We start from the raw sequence: 16,412 nt of genomic DNA, 5'->3' as shown, positions 1-16,412 counted from the left end.
AGTCGCGTCCCCCGTTGAGAGCGAGGTACGCCGGTTTTCGCCTCCGGCTGCCGGTTAGGGGTATCGAGAGCTAGAGCGCTCTCGGGCGGCTGTCCGGCCTCTTGTCCGGATGCCCACCAACCGACACACGACCACAGGCACGTGCGAAATTGGGCAAGCGGGAGATAAGCATATTCGACCCGGACCACAAGAGTTTTTGAGCCCTCCCGGGGAATTTTTTTAACCCTGCCGAGACCTGTGTCCTGCTCGCATCACCATTCAGCTTCCATTAAGCGGCTGAGCTACACGGATGGAGGCTCCAGCCCCATATTCCGGGCTCCAGAGCCTGACCTTTCCCACGACGAGAACCGCTCCACCGCCATGATGAACCTGTCCCGCCGCACCCTCCTGCAAAGCCTGCTCGCAGCCACCGCGCTGTCCGCTTCAAGCTATCAGGCTTTCGCACAGCAGAACGGCGTGCCGCAGCCCAATCCGTTCCGCTACGAGGATGTGGTGCGCCGGGCCCGCGAGCTGTCGACGGCTCCTTTCGAGGCTCAGCCCTCCCAGCTGCCGGAGCCGCTGAACCGGCTCAGCTTCGACGATTACCGGGACATCCGCTTCCGGCCGGACAGAGCCCTGCTCGCCTCGGGCAACGGGCCGTTCCGGATGCAGCTCTTCCATCTCGGCTTCCTTTATCCGCGCCCGGTGACGGTGAACATCATCCGCGACGGCGTGCCGGCCCCGGTGCCCTACCAGCGGGAGCTGTTCGACTACGGCCGCAACAAGATCGAGCGGCCGCTTCCCGTCAATCTCGGCTTTGCCGGCTTCCGGCTGCATTACCCGCTGAACGACCCGAAGGTGATGGACGAACTCATCGCCTTCCTGGGCGCGAGCTATTTCCGCTTCCTCGGAGCGGGCCAGAAATACGGGCTCTCGGCCCGCGGGCTCGCCATCAACGTGGAAGGGGGCGAGGCGGAGGAGTTTCCGCATTTCCGCGAGTTCTGGGTCGAGATGCCGAAGCCCAATGACGACCGCGCGGTGATCTTCGCCCTTCTCGACAGCCCGTCCGTGGCCGGCGCCTACCGATTCGACATCTACCCGTCGAAAGAGACGACCATCGACGTCACGGCCACGCTTTTCCCGCGCCAGCCTCTCAACAATGTGGGCCTCGCGCCCCTCACCTCCATGTATTTCGGGGGTGAGAACGACCGGAAGCCCACGGACGATTTCCGGCAGGAGCTGCACGATTCCGACGGTCTGCTCATGCACTCGGGCGCCGGTGAATGGATCTGGCGCCCCATCCGCAATCCCACTAAGAAGGCGATCTCGTCCTTCAGCGACAACAATCCGCGCGGTTTCGGCCTGATGCAGCGCGACCGGGTGTTCGAGCACTACCAGGATCTGGAGGCCCATTATCATCAGCGGCCCGGCTACTGGGTTGAGCCCGTGGGCCAGTGGGGCGAAGGCTGGGTCGAGCTGGTCGAGATCCCGACGGGGGACGAGACCCACGACAACATCGTCGCCTATTGGCAGCCGAACCGGCCTTACGAGCCGGGCCAGGAGGTCGTCATCTCCTATCGCCTGCGGGCCGCAGCCGCCATCGGCGGCATGCATCCGGGCGGGAAGGCGGTGAACACCTTCCAGACGCCGCCGCGCGCCAGCGGCTCGAACGCACCGAGCGATCCCCGCCATCGCCGCTTCATCGTCGATTTTGCCGGGGGTGACTTGTCCTATTACTTCAATGCTCCGGAGCAGGTGCAGCTGGTTCCCTCCACGTCCACGGGCCAGATCACCAACACCTTCCTCATGCCCAACCCGCACATCGACGGCTTCCGCGCCGCCATCGACGTGCGCCTAGAGCCGGGCCAGTCCACGGACCTGCGCGCCTTCCTGCGCGCCGGGAACCGAGCCCTGACGGAGACCTGGACTTATCCGTGGTTCGTGGAGTGAGCCAAAGCCCCTTCGCGTCCCCTCACCCACCCGGTCATCCCCGGACTTGGTCCGGGGATCCACGTCGTTGCACCGGTTGAACACGGGATGAGCGGGACTGACACGCTCACTGTCATTCCGGGGCGCCAAAGGCGAGCCCGGAATCCATAGCCGCTGACGGTGCAGAACGAGGCGTAGCGCGGCTCGCATTGCTTGAAATGTCGTGGTGATGGATTCCGGGCTCTCGCTCTCGCTCGCCCCGGAATGACAGCGGGTGGCGAGTTTATGTTCTTCTTTTGTTCTTGACTTTGGTCCTAAGCTGAGCTATAGAGTTTCCTTAGATCTGTTCCTGAGAGGGGCGCGCTCGCGAGGCGTCGCAGTGTGGGAGCAGGCACGGTCCCGCCGCAGGGCTCGCACCCCTGTGATCGCGGGTGGCCGATCCTGGCATGCCTCCAGGTCCGCTGAAACAAACCGTGCGCGAAGAGCAGTCTGGCTCTTACCTTTCCACAATCATCGAGCCGGGCTGCACAACGCGCCACCCTCGATCAACCTTCAGGCTCGCAGCTCAACGGCTGCGGGCCCACAGGTGCTGGCTCTTTGATATGGATCGATCCGATTCCAACTCACCGGGCAGGGCACCTTGCCAAGCGCGACCGAACCACGCAGAAGCTGTGCCTCGAACTGCTGGCCGTTGTACCTTGCCCAGCAGAAGGTGAGTGCCGATGAAGCTGAACGCCTGGATCATGGGAGCGCTTGCAGCCTGCTTAGGCGGGAACGCCTTGGCGCAGGCGCTGACAGAAGTAACCTTTGGCACCAACTGGCTCGCTCAAGGCGAGCACGGCGGCTACTACCAGGCGCTCGCCGATGGGACTTATGAAAAGTACGGCCTGAAGGTCACTATCGTGCCGGGCGGCCCGCGTGCCAGCAACCGCATGCTCATGACCGTCGGCAAGCTCGACTTCTACATGGGCGGCAGCATGATCCAGGCCTTCTCGGCCGTGGAGAAGAGCATCCCCACCGTTGTAGTGGCGGCCCACTTCCAGAAGGACCCTCAGGTGCTCATGAGCCATCCCGGCCAGGGGCTCGATACCTTCGAGAGCCTGAAGACATCCACCGACATCCTGCTGTCCAAGGATGCGGCCGCAACCTTCTTCCAGTGGATGAAGGCCGAGCATGGCTTCCAGGACGAACAGATGAAACCCTTCGGCTTCAACCCGGCGCCCTTCATCGCCAACAGGCGGGCAGTGCAGCAGGGCTATGTAACGTCGGAGCCTCTCACCATCGAGAAAGCCGCGGGCTTCAGGCCCAACGTGTTCCTGCTCGCCGATCATGGCTTCAGCACCTATTCCACCACGGTCGAGACGCGCCGCGAGGTGGTGGAGAAGAACTCCGACCTCGTGCAGCGCTTCGTCGATGCCTCGACCATCGGCTGGTACAATTATCTCTATGGTGACAACGCTAAGGCCAAGGAATTCATCAAGCGCGACAACCCGGAGATGACCGACGAACTGCTGGCCTATTCCCACGCCAAGATGAAGGAATACGGTATCGTCGATTCCGGCGACGCGCAAACGCTCGGCATCGGCGCCATGACGGATGCGCGCATGAAGGACTTCTTCGACAAGATGGTGAAGGCCGGTCTCTTCAAGCCGGATCTCGATTACCGAAAAGCCTATACGCTCCAGTTCGTGAACAAGGGCGTGGGCTTGAGCTTGAGAAAGTAGAGGAGTGCGGCGCCGGCTCGAACGGCGCTGCCGCATCCCATGAACGCGCCCGCATCCACGCTCGTTTCCCTGCATGGCGTCAGCAAGGTTTTTGCCAATGGCGTGACGGCGCTGTCCGGCTTCGATCTCGCCGTTCGCACGGGTGAGTTCGTGTCGCTCCTCGGCCCCTCCGGTTGCGGGAAATCGACGGTGCTGCGCCTCATCGCGGGTCTCGCTGAGCCGACCGCAGGGCATGTGACGTGGCCCGGCTCGGCCCATGAGGATCATCGCAGCGAAATCGGCTTCGTGTTTCAGGAGGCGACCCTGATGCCCTGGGCGGATGTAGCGGATAATGTCTGGCTGCCGCTGCGCTTGCGCGGCCTGTCGCGGCGGGACGCGCAGGAGCGCATCTCGGAGAGCCTCTCCCTCGTTGGCCTGCAGGATTTCGCGAAAGCATACCCGCGTGAATTGTCGGGCGGCATGAAGATGCGCGTATCGATCGCGCGCGCACTGTCCCTGAAGCCGCGCCTGCTTCTCATGGACGAGCCCTTCGCGGCGCTCGACGAGATCACGCGCTTCAGGCTCAACGACGATCTCCTCAACTTGCAGAGAGAGCTGGGCTGCACCGTCGTGTTTGTCACGCATTCGGTCTATGAGAGCGCCTATCTGTCGAGCCGCATCGCGATCATGTCCCCGCGCCCCGGCCGCATCGTCGCCGAAATTGCGGGCGAGATGCCGGGGCCACGCACGAAGGATTTTCGCACCAGCGCCCGTTATGCAGCCCTGTGCGGAGAGATTTCGCAGATCCTGCTGGAGCAGGATGCGGAGGAGCGCGCGTGACGACAGCATCCTCCAACCCTTTGAAGTTTGTTCTGCCGCTCGCAGTCTTTGCGGCAGCTATCGGGCTTTGGGAGATCGCCGTACGCCTGCAGGGCATTCCGCCCTACATCCTGCCGGCCCCGAGCCTGATCGGCACGACCATAGTGGCCGACTGGCCGCTCCTGCAGGCTTCGCTGCTGACGACCCTGAAGACGACGCTCCTTGGCCTCGTTCTGGCCGTGCTCGGCGGCGTCCTCATCGCCGTCGTCCTGAGCCTGTCACGGATCGCGGAATATTCGCTCTATCCCTTTGCGGTCGTGCTGCAGGTCACGCCGGTCATCGCCATTGCGCCTCTGCTCCTGATCTACATGCCGCAGGACGTAGCGGTGCTGACCTGCGCCTGGCTGGTCGCCTTCTTTCCGGTTCTCTCGAACACCATGCTCGGACTCCAATCGGTCGACCGCAACCTCATGGAGCTGTTCGCGCTCTATGGCGCCCCTGCATCGCGCAGGCCTCTTGCGCGCTTCCGGTCACGGCTCAAGGCCCTGTGGTACCTGCGCCGTCCCGCCGCCCTTCCGGCCTTCCTGGCGGGTTTGCGAATCGCCGGCGGGCTTTCGCTTATCGGCGCCGTGGTGGCCGAAATGGCGGCGGGCTCCGCCGGCGCAGGCTCGGGGCTGGCCTACCGCATCATCGAGAGCCAGTATCGCCTCAACATCCCCCGCCTCTTCGCGGCCCTCGTACTCCTGGCCCTGACCGGCATCGGGCTCTATCTCCTGCTGGCAGCCATCAGCCATCTTCTGCTCCGCCGCTGGCATGAAAGCGCCCTTACGCAGGAAAAATGAGGAGTCGGTCCTTAGCCTGTTAATAATGTGCCGGCTTGTCATCGTACCGTCATGAGACAGGTCCATGGTACTCATGGCAACGCTTTGAGCAGCGAGGAACCATGGATACCGACAACAAGCATCCGGGCATCAAGAGCGTCGGATGGGCTCTGGTTCAAGTCTCGCGCCTGCACCGAAGCCGCACGGGCGACAAGCTCTCCGAGCTCGGCCTCTTCGCCGGCCAGGAACAGGTGCTCCAAGCCCTGGGCAATTCCGGCCCCATGACCATGGGCGAACTGGCCACCATCCTGCGGGTGCGCCCGCCGACCGCCTCCAAGACGGTCTCGCGGCTGTCCGCCCTCAAGCTTGTGGAGCGCCACACCGAGCCCGGTGATGCTCGGGTCGTGCGCGTGAAGCTCACCAAGGAAGGCAAGCGCAAGGCCGCAGCCATCGATGCCCTCTGGGACGAGGTCGAGGGAGAATTGCTCCAGGGCTTCGACAACAAGGACCGCAAGCGCCTGCGCAAGCTCCTTCGCAAAGCCGCCAAGAACCTCGCCGGCTTCACCGGCGCCGACCAGACAGGATTCGAGGCAGACGACGAGGCCGAGGGCCTGGAAGCCAGCGAGCCGGAACTCGCCGCAACGGCCTGACAGGAGACGCACCCCTGTCTGCGGCGCACGAGGGGCGTGCGTTGCGGGTATTCGCGTCGGGACCGTTCTGCGGCTAGCTTTCCCTGATGGCCGATACCATCTCCACGTCCCGATCCAAGCCAGTCTCGCAGCACCAGAACCGCATGATCGGCATCGGCCTCATGTGCGCGGCTTTGTTCTGCTTCTCCTGCCTTGATGCCACGGCCAAATGGGTGAACCAATCCGTCGATCCCATGGTGACGGTCTGGGCCCGCTACATGTCGGCGGCCCTGCTGACGTTCATGGTCATCAATCCGCGAACCCAGCCGGGAGCGCTCAGGACGCGCCGCCTTCCCCTCCAGCTCCTCCGCTCCTTCCTGCTCCTCGCCTCGACCTTCTGTAATTTCCTCGCCCTGAAATACCTGCAGCTGGTCGAGACCCAGTCGATCATCTTCGCAACGCCCCTGCTGGTGGCCCTGCTGGCAGCTCCTCTTTTGGGAGAGCGAATCGGCTGGCAGCGCCTGACCGCCATCGGCGTCGGGTTCATCGGCATTCTCGTGATCACGCGGCCGGGTCTCGGCACCATGCATCCCGCCGCCCTGCTGTCGCTGGCGGGCTCGGTGGCCTATGCCTTCTACAACATCGTGACCAGGATGCTGGCGTCGAGCGATTCGATTGCGACCACGACCCTCTATTCGAGCGTCGCCGGCATCGTCCTTCTCACACCCGTCCTGCCCTGGATCTGGTCCACGCCGTCCTCACCGCTTGTCTGGTTTCTTCTGGCCACGACGGGCTTTTATGGCGGCTTCGGACATTGGCTGCTCGTTCTCGCCCATGCCCGGGCTCCAGCGGCGATCCTGGCGCCCTTCATTTACAGCCAGATCATCTGGATGCTGGCCCTGGGCTACATCGTGTTCGGCGACTGGCCCGATTCTTGGACCTTCGTCGGGGCTGGCATCGTGATCGCATCGGGGCTCTACTTGCTCTCCCGCGAACGCGCGAAACGAAACCAGCCGGAGACGGTTCATGAGTGATGCCCCCGTCGACACGCTGCCTGGGATCGGCCCCGTCACGCGGGGCTGGCTGAAGGAGGCCGGCATCCGGACGGAAGGCGAGCTTCGCTCCATCGGGGCCGTCGAGGCCTATCGCCGCCTCAAGTTCATGCTGCCCCGCCAAGTCAACCTCAATGCCCTCTACGCGCTTGAGGCCTCCTTGCGCGGTTGCCATTGGCTCGACCTGCCCCAGGATGTGAATACCGCGCTCCAGCAGCAGGCCAGGGCCATCGACGAAGCCCTGCGCCGTGGTGGCGTCGCTCGCTGCGCCATCTGACAAACATAACCACAGGAAACGCCATGAGCCGTACCGACATCCTAATGACCGCCCCGATGATGCCCATCGTCATCGAGACGCTGGAGAAAGCCTGTACCCTGCACCGCCTCTGGGAGCAGCAGGATCAGGAGGCGTTTCTCAAGGAAGTCGGGCCGCGCATCCGCGGCGTTGCCACCAGCACCCTCTACGGCCGCCTCGAAGCCTCGCTCCTCGACCGGCTGCCGAATGTCGAGATCATTTCCAGCTTCGGCGTCGGCTACGATAACGTCGACGCGGTGGAAGCCGGAAAGCGCGGCATCGTCGTCACCAACACGCCCGGCGTGCTCGACGACGAGGTGGCCGATCTCACCCTCGGCCTGCTGCTCGCGACCCTGCGCAAGATCCCGCAGGCCGACCGTTACTTACGCGAGGGGCAATGGCTGAAAGCCTCCTTCCCGCTCTCGACCACCCTGCGCGCGCGCAAGGTCGGCATCGTCGGCCTCGGGCGCATCGGCAAGGCCATCACACGACGCCTCGCGGGCTTCGATGTGAGCATCGCCTATCACGGGCGCAATCAGCAGGACGACGTGGCCTATGCCTATTATCCAACGGTCATCGGCCTCGCGGAGGCCTGCGATGTGCTGATCGTCATCACGCCGGGCGGCGCCGCGACGCGCCATCTGATCGATGCGGATGTGCTGAAGGCTCTCGGCTCCAATGGCGTTCTGATCAACGTGGCGCGCGGCACTGTCGTGGATGAGCAGGCGCTGATCGAGGCTCTCAAGTCCAAGACCATTCTCAGCGCCGGCCTCGACGTCTACGAGGATGAGCCCCGCGTGCCGCAGGAGCTGATCGACATGGAGCACGTGGTGCTCCTGCCCCATATCGCGTCCGCCTCGGTCCATACCCGCAACGCCATGGGCAAGCTCGTGGCGGACAACATCGTCTCGTGGGTCGAAGGCAAGGGACCGCTGACGCCGGTGCCTGAGACGCCTTACAAACGGCGAGTGGTTTAAGCTACACGACTCATCATCACAGGCCTTGTGCCGGTGATGACGAACTCTGTTTTCCCTCTGACCTCATCCTGAGGAGGATTGCGCGAGCAATCCGTCTCGAAGGAGGATCCAGAGAGCACTGGATCCTCCTTCGAGTCTCAGCCTGACGGCTGCTCCTCAGGATGAGGCGGGAGTGTGTTGAAGCAGGGGCAGTCGGTTACAGCGCGAACCCGCCATCGACCAGGTGAATGTGCCCGGTCGTATAACTTGCCTCATCGGACGCGAGATACACGGCGAGCGCCGCCACCTCTTCGGCCGTGCCGAGCCGGCCCATGGGCTGCCGGTCGACGAACGCTTGGCGCACGACATCGAGGCTCTGTCCGGAGCTTTCGGCCTGAGCGGCGATCCGCTCATCGAGCGACGGTGACTGGATCGTGCCGGGGCAGATCGCGTTGGCCCGGACGCCGCGCTTGATGAAATCGGCCGCCACCGCCTTGGTGAGGCCGATCACCGCCGCCTTGGTCGTGCCGTAGACATAGCGGTTGGGAATGCCGCGCACGGAGGACGCGCCGGACGCGATGTTGACGATCGACCCACGGCCCTTCTCCAGCATGCCCGGCAGCACCGCCTTGATCGTGCGGTGCATGGACCGCACGTTCAGGTCGAAGGAGAAGTCCCAGTCTTTGTCGGAGCATTCGAGGATCGTGCCGTGATGCACGAAGCCCGCCGCATTGACGAGGATGTCGAAGGACCCTGCCTCGGTGACGAGTTGCGCGACACCGTCGTTCGAGAGAACGTCGAGCCTGCGCTTCTGCGCGCCCTCAAGACCCTCCAGCTTCGCGACGTCCAGATCCGTCGCCCAGACCGTCGCGCCTTCGCGGAGGAAAGCCTCCGCAATGGCGCGTCCGATCCCCTGCCCGGCCGCCGTGACGAGAGCGGTTTTTCCTTGAAGCCTGTTCATGAGAAATTTCGCTCCCGTTCTGGCTTTTAGTGATTGTCTCGCGGCACGCCGAAGGTCTGGGCGACCTTCTGGTACTTCACGGCGGGCTTCAGGGTCATGCCTTCGGAGAGCTGATCGACCATGGAGCGCTGGATCTCCTGCCAGGGCGTCTGGCTCGCCGGATAGGCATAGCCGCCCCGTGCTTCGAGATCGGCCCGGCGCTTCTCCAGCTCTTCTGCTGAGAGAAGAATGTCGGCGCTGCGCTTGTTGAGATCGATGCGGATGCGGTCGCCCGACTGCAGCAGGGCCAGCCCGCCACCGACCGCGGCCTCCGGCGATGCGTTGAGGATCGACGGCGTGCCGGACGTGCCGGACTGACGGCCATCGCCGATGCATGGCAGCGAGAGAACGCCGCGTTTGATCAGCGAACCCGGCGGCTGCATGTTCACCACTTCCGCCGCTCCCGGATATCCCACAGGACCAGCGCCGCGCATGATCAGGATCGTGTGCTCGTCGATGTTGAGCGCGGGATCGTCGATGCGGTGATGGTAGTCCTCCGGCCCGTCGAACACCACGACGCGGCCTTCGAACGCGTTGGGATCTTCCGGATTATTGAGATAGCGCTCCTGGAATTCCGGGCTGATCACGCTCGTCTTCATGATCGCGGAATCGAACAGCGTGCCCTTGAGATTGAGGAAGCCAGCCTTCTCCTTCAGCGGATTGTCATAGGAGCGGATGACGTCGTGATCCCAGGTGTGCTTGCCGCGGCAGTTCTCGCCGATGGTCGTGCCGGTGCAGGTGATCGCATCCTCGTGGATCTTGCCGGCGCCGATCAGCTCCGCCAGTACAGCCGGCAGGCCACCGGCGCGGTAATACTCCTCGCCGAGATATTCGCCCGCAGGCTGCACGTTGACGAGCAGCGGGATCTCGAATCCGAGGCGCTCCCAGTCGTCGCAATCGAGCGGCACGCCGATATGCTTGGCGATCGCGTTGATGTGGACAGGCGCATTGGTGGAGCCGCCGATGGCTGCATTCGCCACGATGGCGTTCTCGAACGCCTCGCGGGTCATGATGTCGGAGGGCTTCAGGTCCTCCCATACCATGTCGACGATGCGGCGGCCCGTCTCATAGGCCATCTGCCCGCGTTCACGGTAAGGCGCAGGCACAGCCGCCGAACCCGGCAGCGACATGCCGAGCGCCTCGGCGAGCGCGTTCATCGTCGAGGCAGTGCCCATAGTGTTGCAATGACCGACGGAGGGGGCGGACGAGCCGACGATGTCGATGAACTGCTGGTAGTCGATATCGCCGGCCGCATGGCGCTCACGCGCCTTCCACACGATGGTGCCGGAGCCCGTGCGCTCGCCGTGATGCCAGCCGTTCAGCATGGGGCCGACATTGAGCGAGATCGCCGGGATGTTCACGGTGGCGGCTGCCATGAGGCAGGCCGGCATGGTCTTGTCGCAGCCGGTGAGCAGCACGACACCGTCGAGCGGATAGCCGTACAGCACTTCGACGAGGGAGAGATAGGCGAGGTTGCGGTCGAGACAGGCGGTCGGGCGCTTGCCGGTCTCCTGGATCGGGTGGCACGGGAACTCGAAGGCCACGCCGCCGGCGGCCGTGATGCCATCGCGCACGCGCTTGGCAAGATCCAGATGGTGCCGATTGCAGGGGGACAGATCGGAGCCCGTCTGGGCAATGCCGATGATCGGCTTCTTGCCCTGCAGCTCCTTGCCTGTGAGGCCGAAGTTCAAGTAGCGCTCGAGGTAGAGCGCCGTCATGCCCGGATTGTCGGGGTTGTCGAACCAGAGCCGTGAGCGAAGCTGATCGGGAGTACGACGGTGAGGCCTCTCAGCCATTCTTCATTTCCTTATGAGACATCGGTGACCGAACGGACGGGTATTTGATCTGGAGCGGAAGCCGAGATCAACCATCCCTTTAATGAAAGTCGTCGTCACTTGAGGAGAAATGTCCTGCGAAGCTTCTCAAGGGCGCTCCGGAGCCCCTGCTGGCGAATGATTTTCCGTTATGTTATTTCAATAGAGAATGACTTCGCTCATGAAGTCGCCTTCCGTTTTATGAAATGACGATGCTTCGACCTGTCCTTCTCCTCATCATCTCAGCCCTTACAGTACCGGCCTATGCCGATGACTGTCCCAACGCTCAGACGGCAAAGCTCGGCTTTGTCCTGGAGCGCCAGGGCACCAGGGCCGAAATCCGGCCCTCCTCGGACCACTTCGTTCACGTGGTGAATTTCTATCCCGGCGGGAAGACGCAGAATGTGATCTACTACCGGGGCTTTTTCCCGATCAGTCGCTTCGACGATACGGCCCGCAGCATCAACATTCCCATCTCGGACATTCGCACGATCTTCCCGTTGCAGCCGAAAGCCCGCCGCGCCCTCACCTATGCGCCGGCCCGGCCCGACAAGGTGGGAGAGCTGATTTCGCTCGAGCTAACGGTGACGGGCCAGGAGCAGATGCAGATCGGCACCTGCTCCTACAATGTCCTGATCGTGAAGAACCGCTTCCTGAACGCGGACGGCAAGTCCACATACGAGCACACGGATCTGTACTCGCCCGAACTCGGCTTCATTCTGGCCAAGCGCTATGACGAAAAAGGCGGGGCGCAGACCACCATGAAGTACCAGAGCATTAAGCCCTTAGGCAAAACCTCGCCTCTTTGAGGTGGCTTAGAGCATCGTGCTGACCCAGCGGGCCGCGCAGCGAAAAGTGGATCCGGTTTTCCGCCCGAACCATGCTCTCTTCTAAGGAGAAAGCATCGGATTAGTCCCAAAAGTGCAAGTCCACTTTTGGGTCCGATGCTTTAGCCGAGCGCGCCCGCCGTGTCGTCGATCTGAGCCCGCACAGCCGGATCGAGATCGAGGGCTTCGGCCAGCTGATGCAGGAACTCGCGCTCCTGAATCGTGTCGGGATCAATGGCGATACGGGCCGCCGAATAGACCTGAGCGGCCTTCTCCGGGTCGTTCACGTTGGCGGCAAGCTCCTCCACATCGGCCGGTGAGGCCATCTCGGTATCGAGCCAGCGGGTCGCATCCGGATCGATGCCCGCTTCGGTCAGGCCCTTGACGATCCGGGACCGCTCCGCGTCGTCGATCTGCCCGTCGGCCGCCGCAGCAGCCACCATGGTGCGCAGGAAGAGGAGCGCATCGTCCTCGGTCTGGGAGACCGGATGAAAGCGCGAGGTTTCCGGCACGCTGAGAGCCGAGTGTGCAACGGTTTCATCCGGCTGCGATACAGGCTGGGAAGCAACAGCCGGTGTTTCCCTCACAAGTGGGGTAGCCGTGCCCGGTCCGCCGACGCTGGCGCCTTCTTTACCCGCCTGCTGGCCCTGATAGGCCTTGTAGGCCAGCCCGCCGATGACCGCGAGGCCACCGAGCTTGACCAGATTGCCCGTGAGCTTACTCTTTTTGCGCCCCCTGAACAGAAGCCCGGCCAAGCCGACAAGAGCCGTCTGGGTCAGGCCTGGATGCTGGGTGGCGAAATCCTTGGCCTTCTGCAGGAGTTGATCGGGCGATTGACCCGTGACCTGGGTGACGCTTTTCTCGACCTGCTGCCGCACGCCTCCTTGAGACGTTTGACCCGGATTCTGCTGATCGGGACGACCGACGGCTCCGATGAATGCATCCAACAGCTTCCGGTAATCGACCATTCGGCTCTCCTGTCGTTCTTGTACCAAGCCAAGAACAACGGGAGGGCCGCCGAATGGTTCAGGTTCTCATGGTTCGGCGCCCTTGGCCGAGCCGTGCTGCAGCCACATCCTCAAGCCGGCTTCGGCACCACGGCGGTTCGAGCCTTGAGCAGCTGGGACAGGACGACCGGAGCCGCCATGGCAAGGCCGATCAGGGTCGTCTCCGGATCGGGCGCGATGATGGGCAGGGCTGCCAGGCCGATGAGCCAGCGCTCCCAGGCCCGCATTGTGGTCAGCCCATAACCGGCGAAGGCCGCCGACAGGAACATGATGCCGACAATGGCGCCACCCGTGACGAACAGGAAGCCGGGCCACGTGAACTCGGGCGTGACGATGAGCATGGCCGGCCCATAGACGAAGACGAACGGCACCAGCACCTTGCCGAGCCCTAGGCGGAAGGCCGTGTTGCCGGTCCTGAACGGATCGGCGCCTGCCATGCTGGCGCCCGCATAGGCCGCCAGCGCCACGGGCGGGGTGATGTCGGCGAGCACGCCGTAATAGAACACGAAGAAATGCGCCACGAGGGGCTGCACGCCCAGAAGGCCGAGCGCCGGTGCCGCAACCGTCACCATGATGATGTAATTCGCCGTCGTCGGCACGCCGCAGCCCAAAAGGATGCAGACCACGGCCGTCATCAGCAGAGTGAAGAACAGCGTCATGGCGTTCAGGTCGGCAAGGCCGGCCGGCACGAGATCCATGAAGCCCTGCGCCAGTTGAGCCGCGAAGGACGTGACGATGAAGGAAATCTTGAAGCCCACCCCCGTGAGCGTCACGATGCCGACGATGATGCCGACCGTGGCTGCGGCCGCGCCTACGCCGATGGCGTATTTCGCGCCAACCACGAAAGCATCGATGAGATCGAACACCACTGCCTTGCCGGCTTCGCTCTTGAGATAGGTATAGACCAAGAGCGCCAGCACGAAAGCGAGCACCGGCCCCACGAAGACGAGCTGCGTGAGCACGCCCATGGCAATGCCAGCAATGACGGCAGCAAGGAAGCCAAGCGTGATGGCAGGCACCCGAGAGGCGCCGACGACCAGACAGGCCGTGATGCCCCAGAAAGCCGCCAGATAGGGCGTGAAGCCGGAGAACAGCACGATCAGCAGAACCGCGAGCGGCATGATGGTCTGCCATCCCTCGCGGATAACCTTTGCTGCCTTCGGAAGCTCCTCCGCCGGCAGGCCTTTCAGGCCGGCGCGCTTGGCCTCGAGGTGGACCTGCATGAACACGCCGAAGAAATGCATGCATGCGGGCACGATCGCCGCCAGGATGATCGTCTGGTACGAGAGGTTCAGGAACTCGACCATCAGGAAGGCGGCGGCGCCCATGATCGGCGGCGTGATCTGACCGCCGGTCGAAGCCGCAGACTCAACAGCCGCCGCAAAGTGACGCTGGTAGCCGACCCGGATCATGGCCGGGATCGTGAGCGAACCGACCGTCACCGTATTGGCAATGGACGAGCCGGAGATCATGCCGAACAGGGCGGAGCCAAAGATCGAGACCTTCGCGGGTCCGCCCGCATAGCGTCCCGCGACAACCGTGGCGAGATCGATGAACAGTTTGCCGAGGCCTACGCGCGTCGCCAGAACACCGAAGAGCACGTAGTGGAAGACGTAAGTGGCAACGACTCCCAGAGCGATGCCATAGATGCCCTGGCTGGTGAGGTAGAGGTGGTTGACGATGTTGGACCACGACGCACCAGGATGCTGGAGAATGCCCGGCATCGAGGGGCCGAAATAGGCGTAGAGCATCACGCCGATCGAGATGACAGGCAGCGGCCAGCCAACGGATCGGCGAGTTGCCTCCAGCAGGACGACGATCAGGATCGTGCCCATGACCACATCGGTCGTGGAGGGATTGCCGACGCGGAACGCCAGCTCGCTGAAGATCCACGGAACGTAGAGGCTGACGACGGCTGCCGCGATGGCGAGCGCCCAATCGACCAGTGAGATGCTGCCCGGGCGCCACCAGCTCGACGGGGCAACCCGCTCATAATCCTTCTTCGACGCCGAGAAGACGAGGAAGATCAGGCCGAGCACGAAGGCCATGTGAATGCCGCGATGGGTGGCCTCGCGCAGCAATCCGAATCCGGCCGTATAGTAGTGGAAGAACGAGAGAGCCAGCAGAAGGCCCGCCACCAGCCATGCAGTCCCCGTTGGAAGGGGCCGGAAGCGCATCTCGGGATCGAATTTCTCCTCGAGGCTGCGGCTCTCGATAATCATGTCGGCATTGGCGGCGGTCATGGCGTTCTCTCAGGGAATAAATAAAGCGCCTCCCGCGACAGACGACGCGGGAGGCTATATCGAAAGGGGAGCGATCAGCTCTTGAGGAGGCCAGCTTCCTTGTAGAAGCGCTCTGCACCCGGATGAACCGGAATGCCGGCGCCGGCCAGCGCAGTATCCTTGCGGATCAGCTTGCCCTTGGCATGGCCGGCATCGAGAGCCGCGCGGGTCTTGTCGCTCCAGAGGCCCTTCACGACGTCATAGACCACTGCCTCCGGCACCTTGGCCGATGTCACCCACTGGGCGCCGACTGCAAGGGTCTTGACCGCGCCCACATCCTTGTAGGTACCGGCCGGAATCTCGTCGGCTGCAAAGAAGCTGTACTGCGTGGTGATCGCGTCTGCCTCGGCGCCGGCCAGAGGCACGATGGTGATGCCGCCACCCGTCGCCGCGAGCTCCGTGATAGCGCTGGTCGGATAGCCGCCGACGAAGAAGAAGGCATCCAAGCCGCCGTCACGCATGCGCTCGGCCGCCTGATTGGGCTTCAGGAAGTCCGCCTTTACGTCGGCCTCCTTGAGGCCCCAACCGGAGAGGATGATTCTGGCGTCGACCAGGGTGCCGGAGCCCGGCTCATCGAGGGACACGCGCTTGCCCTTGAGATCGGCCACGGACTTGATGTTCGCGGATTTCGCCGCCACGAGATGGATGCTCTCGGGGTACAGGTTGGCAAGCAGACGCAGGTCCTCGACCTTGCCCTTACCCTCGAAGAGCCCTGTCCCGGTATGGGCCCAGTACGCCACGTCCGCCTGGCTGAAGCCGGACTCGAGTGCGCCCGACGCAATCGCGTTGACATTTGCCACAGAGCCATTGGAGGCCTGAGCCGTCAGTACGAGCCGGGGCGGATTGGACACCGCGTTCGCGATGAGACCGCCGATCGGATAATAGGTGCCGGCCGTACCGCCGGTTCCGATCCGGAAGAAGGCAGGCGCCTGGGCGAAGGCGCCCCGGCCGAGGGCCGCTGCTGCGCCCAGTCCGAGGCCGATCTTGGTCAAGTCGCGGCGTGTCATTGTCATGAACATGTACTCCCCTCATGAAGGATTGACCGCTTCTGATACGGTTCCGCTCCACTCTAACGGGAATCCTGTCTTCGTCTATGGGCGCTGGCAGGTGGTCTGTTGAGGAAGATAAGATCCTGGCCGAACGGCCCTTCCCTGATGGACGCTGAACATCATCCGAGCGTTTTTGTTTTCGTCTTATGGCGGCGGTTGAGCGGCTTGAGCCGGCGCCTTCGGCTTGTTTGAAGGGACTTGAGGCGGCGTATGCGGTTCAGCTGGAGCGGTTCTCCTTGAGCGCTGATTT

The 16,412-nt window shown here is 63.4% G+C and carries 14 protein-coding genes; 9 read left to right on the top strand and 5 right to left on the bottom strand.

Annotated elements, in window-relative coordinates:
* The first annotated feature begins 360 nt into the window (after window positions 1-360).
* From JKL45_RS15510 to JKL45_RS15475, 8 genes are all read left to right on the top strand, one after another.
* A complete protein-coding gene (locus JKL45_RS15510) occupies window positions 361-1,929 on the top strand; it encodes an OpgD/OpgG family glucan biosynthesis protein (protein WP_201862399.1) in 1,569 nt (522 codons plus the stop codon).
* Window positions 1,930-2,630: 701 nt separating this feature from the next.
* The gene (locus tag JKL45_RS15505; protein ID WP_201862397.1) at window positions 2,631-3,632 is read left to right on the top strand and encodes an ABC transporter substrate-binding protein; all 1,002 of its coding nucleotides are present in this window, start codon (window positions 2,631-2,633) and stop codon (window positions 3,630-3,632) included.
* Window positions 3,633-3,671: 39 nt separating this feature from the next.
* Window positions 3,672-4,451, top strand: coding sequence for an ABC transporter ATP-binding protein (locus JKL45_RS15500; protein WP_201862395.1), 780 nt, complete (start codon window positions 3,672-3,674; stop codon window positions 4,449-4,451).
* Window positions 4,448-5,272 (top strand): ABC transporter permease, encoded by an 825-nt coding sequence (locus JKL45_RS15495; protein WP_201862393.1) that lies wholly within the window; start codon window positions 4,448-4,450, stop codon window positions 5,270-5,272. Before JKL45_RS15500 ends, JKL45_RS15495 begins: the two co-directional genes overlap by 4 nt.
* A gap of 101 nt (window positions 5,273-5,373) precedes the next feature.
* A complete protein-coding gene (locus JKL45_RS15490) occupies window positions 5,374-5,901 on the top strand; it encodes a MarR family winged helix-turn-helix transcriptional regulator (protein ID WP_201862390.1) in 528 nt (175 codons plus the stop codon).
* A gap of 86 nt (window positions 5,902-5,987) precedes the next feature.
* Window positions 5,988-6,914, top strand: coding sequence for a DMT family transporter (locus tag JKL45_RS15485; protein WP_201862388.1), 927 nt, complete (start codon window positions 5,988-5,990; stop codon window positions 6,912-6,914).
* Window positions 6,907-7,209, top strand: a complete 303-nt coding sequence (locus tag JKL45_RS15480; RefSeq protein ID WP_201862385.1) for a TfoX/Sxy family protein — start codon at window positions 6,907-6,909, stop codon at window positions 7,207-7,209. Before JKL45_RS15485 ends, JKL45_RS15480 begins: the two co-directional genes overlap by 8 nt.
* 23 nt (window positions 7,210-7,232) lie before the next feature.
* Window positions 7,233-8,204 carry a 2-hydroxyacid dehydrogenase gene (locus tag JKL45_RS15475; protein WP_201862383.1) on the top strand — a complete coding sequence of 324 codons (972 nt, stop codon included), beginning with the start codon at window positions 7,233-7,235 and terminating at the stop codon, window positions 8,202-8,204.
* A gap of 196 nt (window positions 8,205-8,400) precedes the next feature.
* On the opposite strand, the gene JKL45_RS15470 is transcribed toward JKL45_RS15475, so the two are convergent.
* Together JKL45_RS15470 and JKL45_RS15465 are read right to left on the bottom strand one after the other, a co-directional pair.
* A complete protein-coding gene (locus JKL45_RS15470) occupies window positions 8,401-9,144 on the bottom strand; it encodes an SDR family oxidoreductase (protein WP_201862381.1) in 744 nt (247 codons plus the stop codon).
* Between the two features lie 26 nt (window positions 9,145-9,170).
* Complete coding sequence (locus JKL45_RS15465) at window positions 9,171-10,979, bottom strand: IlvD/Edd family dehydratase (RefSeq protein ID WP_201862379.1); 1,809 nt, start codon at window positions 10,977-10,979, stop codon at window positions 9,171-9,173.
* Between the two features lie 230 nt (window positions 10,980-11,209).
* Between JKL45_RS15465 and JKL45_RS15460 the strand changes: the two genes are divergently transcribed.
* The gene (locus tag JKL45_RS15460; protein ID WP_201862377.1) at window positions 11,210-11,806 is read left to right on the top strand and encodes a hypothetical protein; all 597 of its coding nucleotides are present in this window, start codon (window positions 11,210-11,212) and stop codon (window positions 11,804-11,806) included.
* A gap of 140 nt (window positions 11,807-11,946) precedes the next feature.
* On the opposite strand, the gene JKL45_RS15455 is transcribed toward JKL45_RS15460, so the two are convergent.
* From JKL45_RS15455 to JKL45_RS15445, 3 genes are all read right to left on the bottom strand, one after another.
* Window positions 11,947-12,792: a tellurite resistance TerB family protein gene (locus JKL45_RS15455; RefSeq protein WP_201862375.1), complete on the bottom strand. Its 846-nt coding sequence runs from the start codon at window positions 12,790-12,792 to the stop codon at window positions 11,947-11,949.
* Window positions 12,793-12,902: 110 nt separating this feature from the next.
* Window positions 12,903-15,008 (bottom strand): TRAP transporter permease, encoded by a 2,106-nt coding sequence (locus JKL45_RS15450; RefSeq protein ID WP_446685709.1) that lies wholly within the window; start codon window positions 15,006-15,008, stop codon window positions 12,903-12,905.
* A 140-nt stretch (window positions 15,009-15,148) separates the two neighbouring features.
* Window positions 15,149-16,126 (bottom strand): TAXI family TRAP transporter solute-binding subunit, encoded by a 978-nt coding sequence (locus JKL45_RS15445; RefSeq protein ID WP_201862370.1) that lies wholly within the window; start codon window positions 16,124-16,126, stop codon window positions 15,149-15,151.
* Between the last annotated feature and the right edge of the window lie 286 nt (window positions 16,127-16,412).

It is taken from the genome of Microvirga soli (genome assembly GCF_016734765.1).
GTDB lineage: Bacteria > Pseudomonadota > Alphaproteobacteria > Rhizobiales > Beijerinckiaceae > Microvirga > Microvirga soli.
Note: the sequence above shows the minus strand (reverse complement) of the source record. Positions and strands in the feature narration are given on the sequence as shown.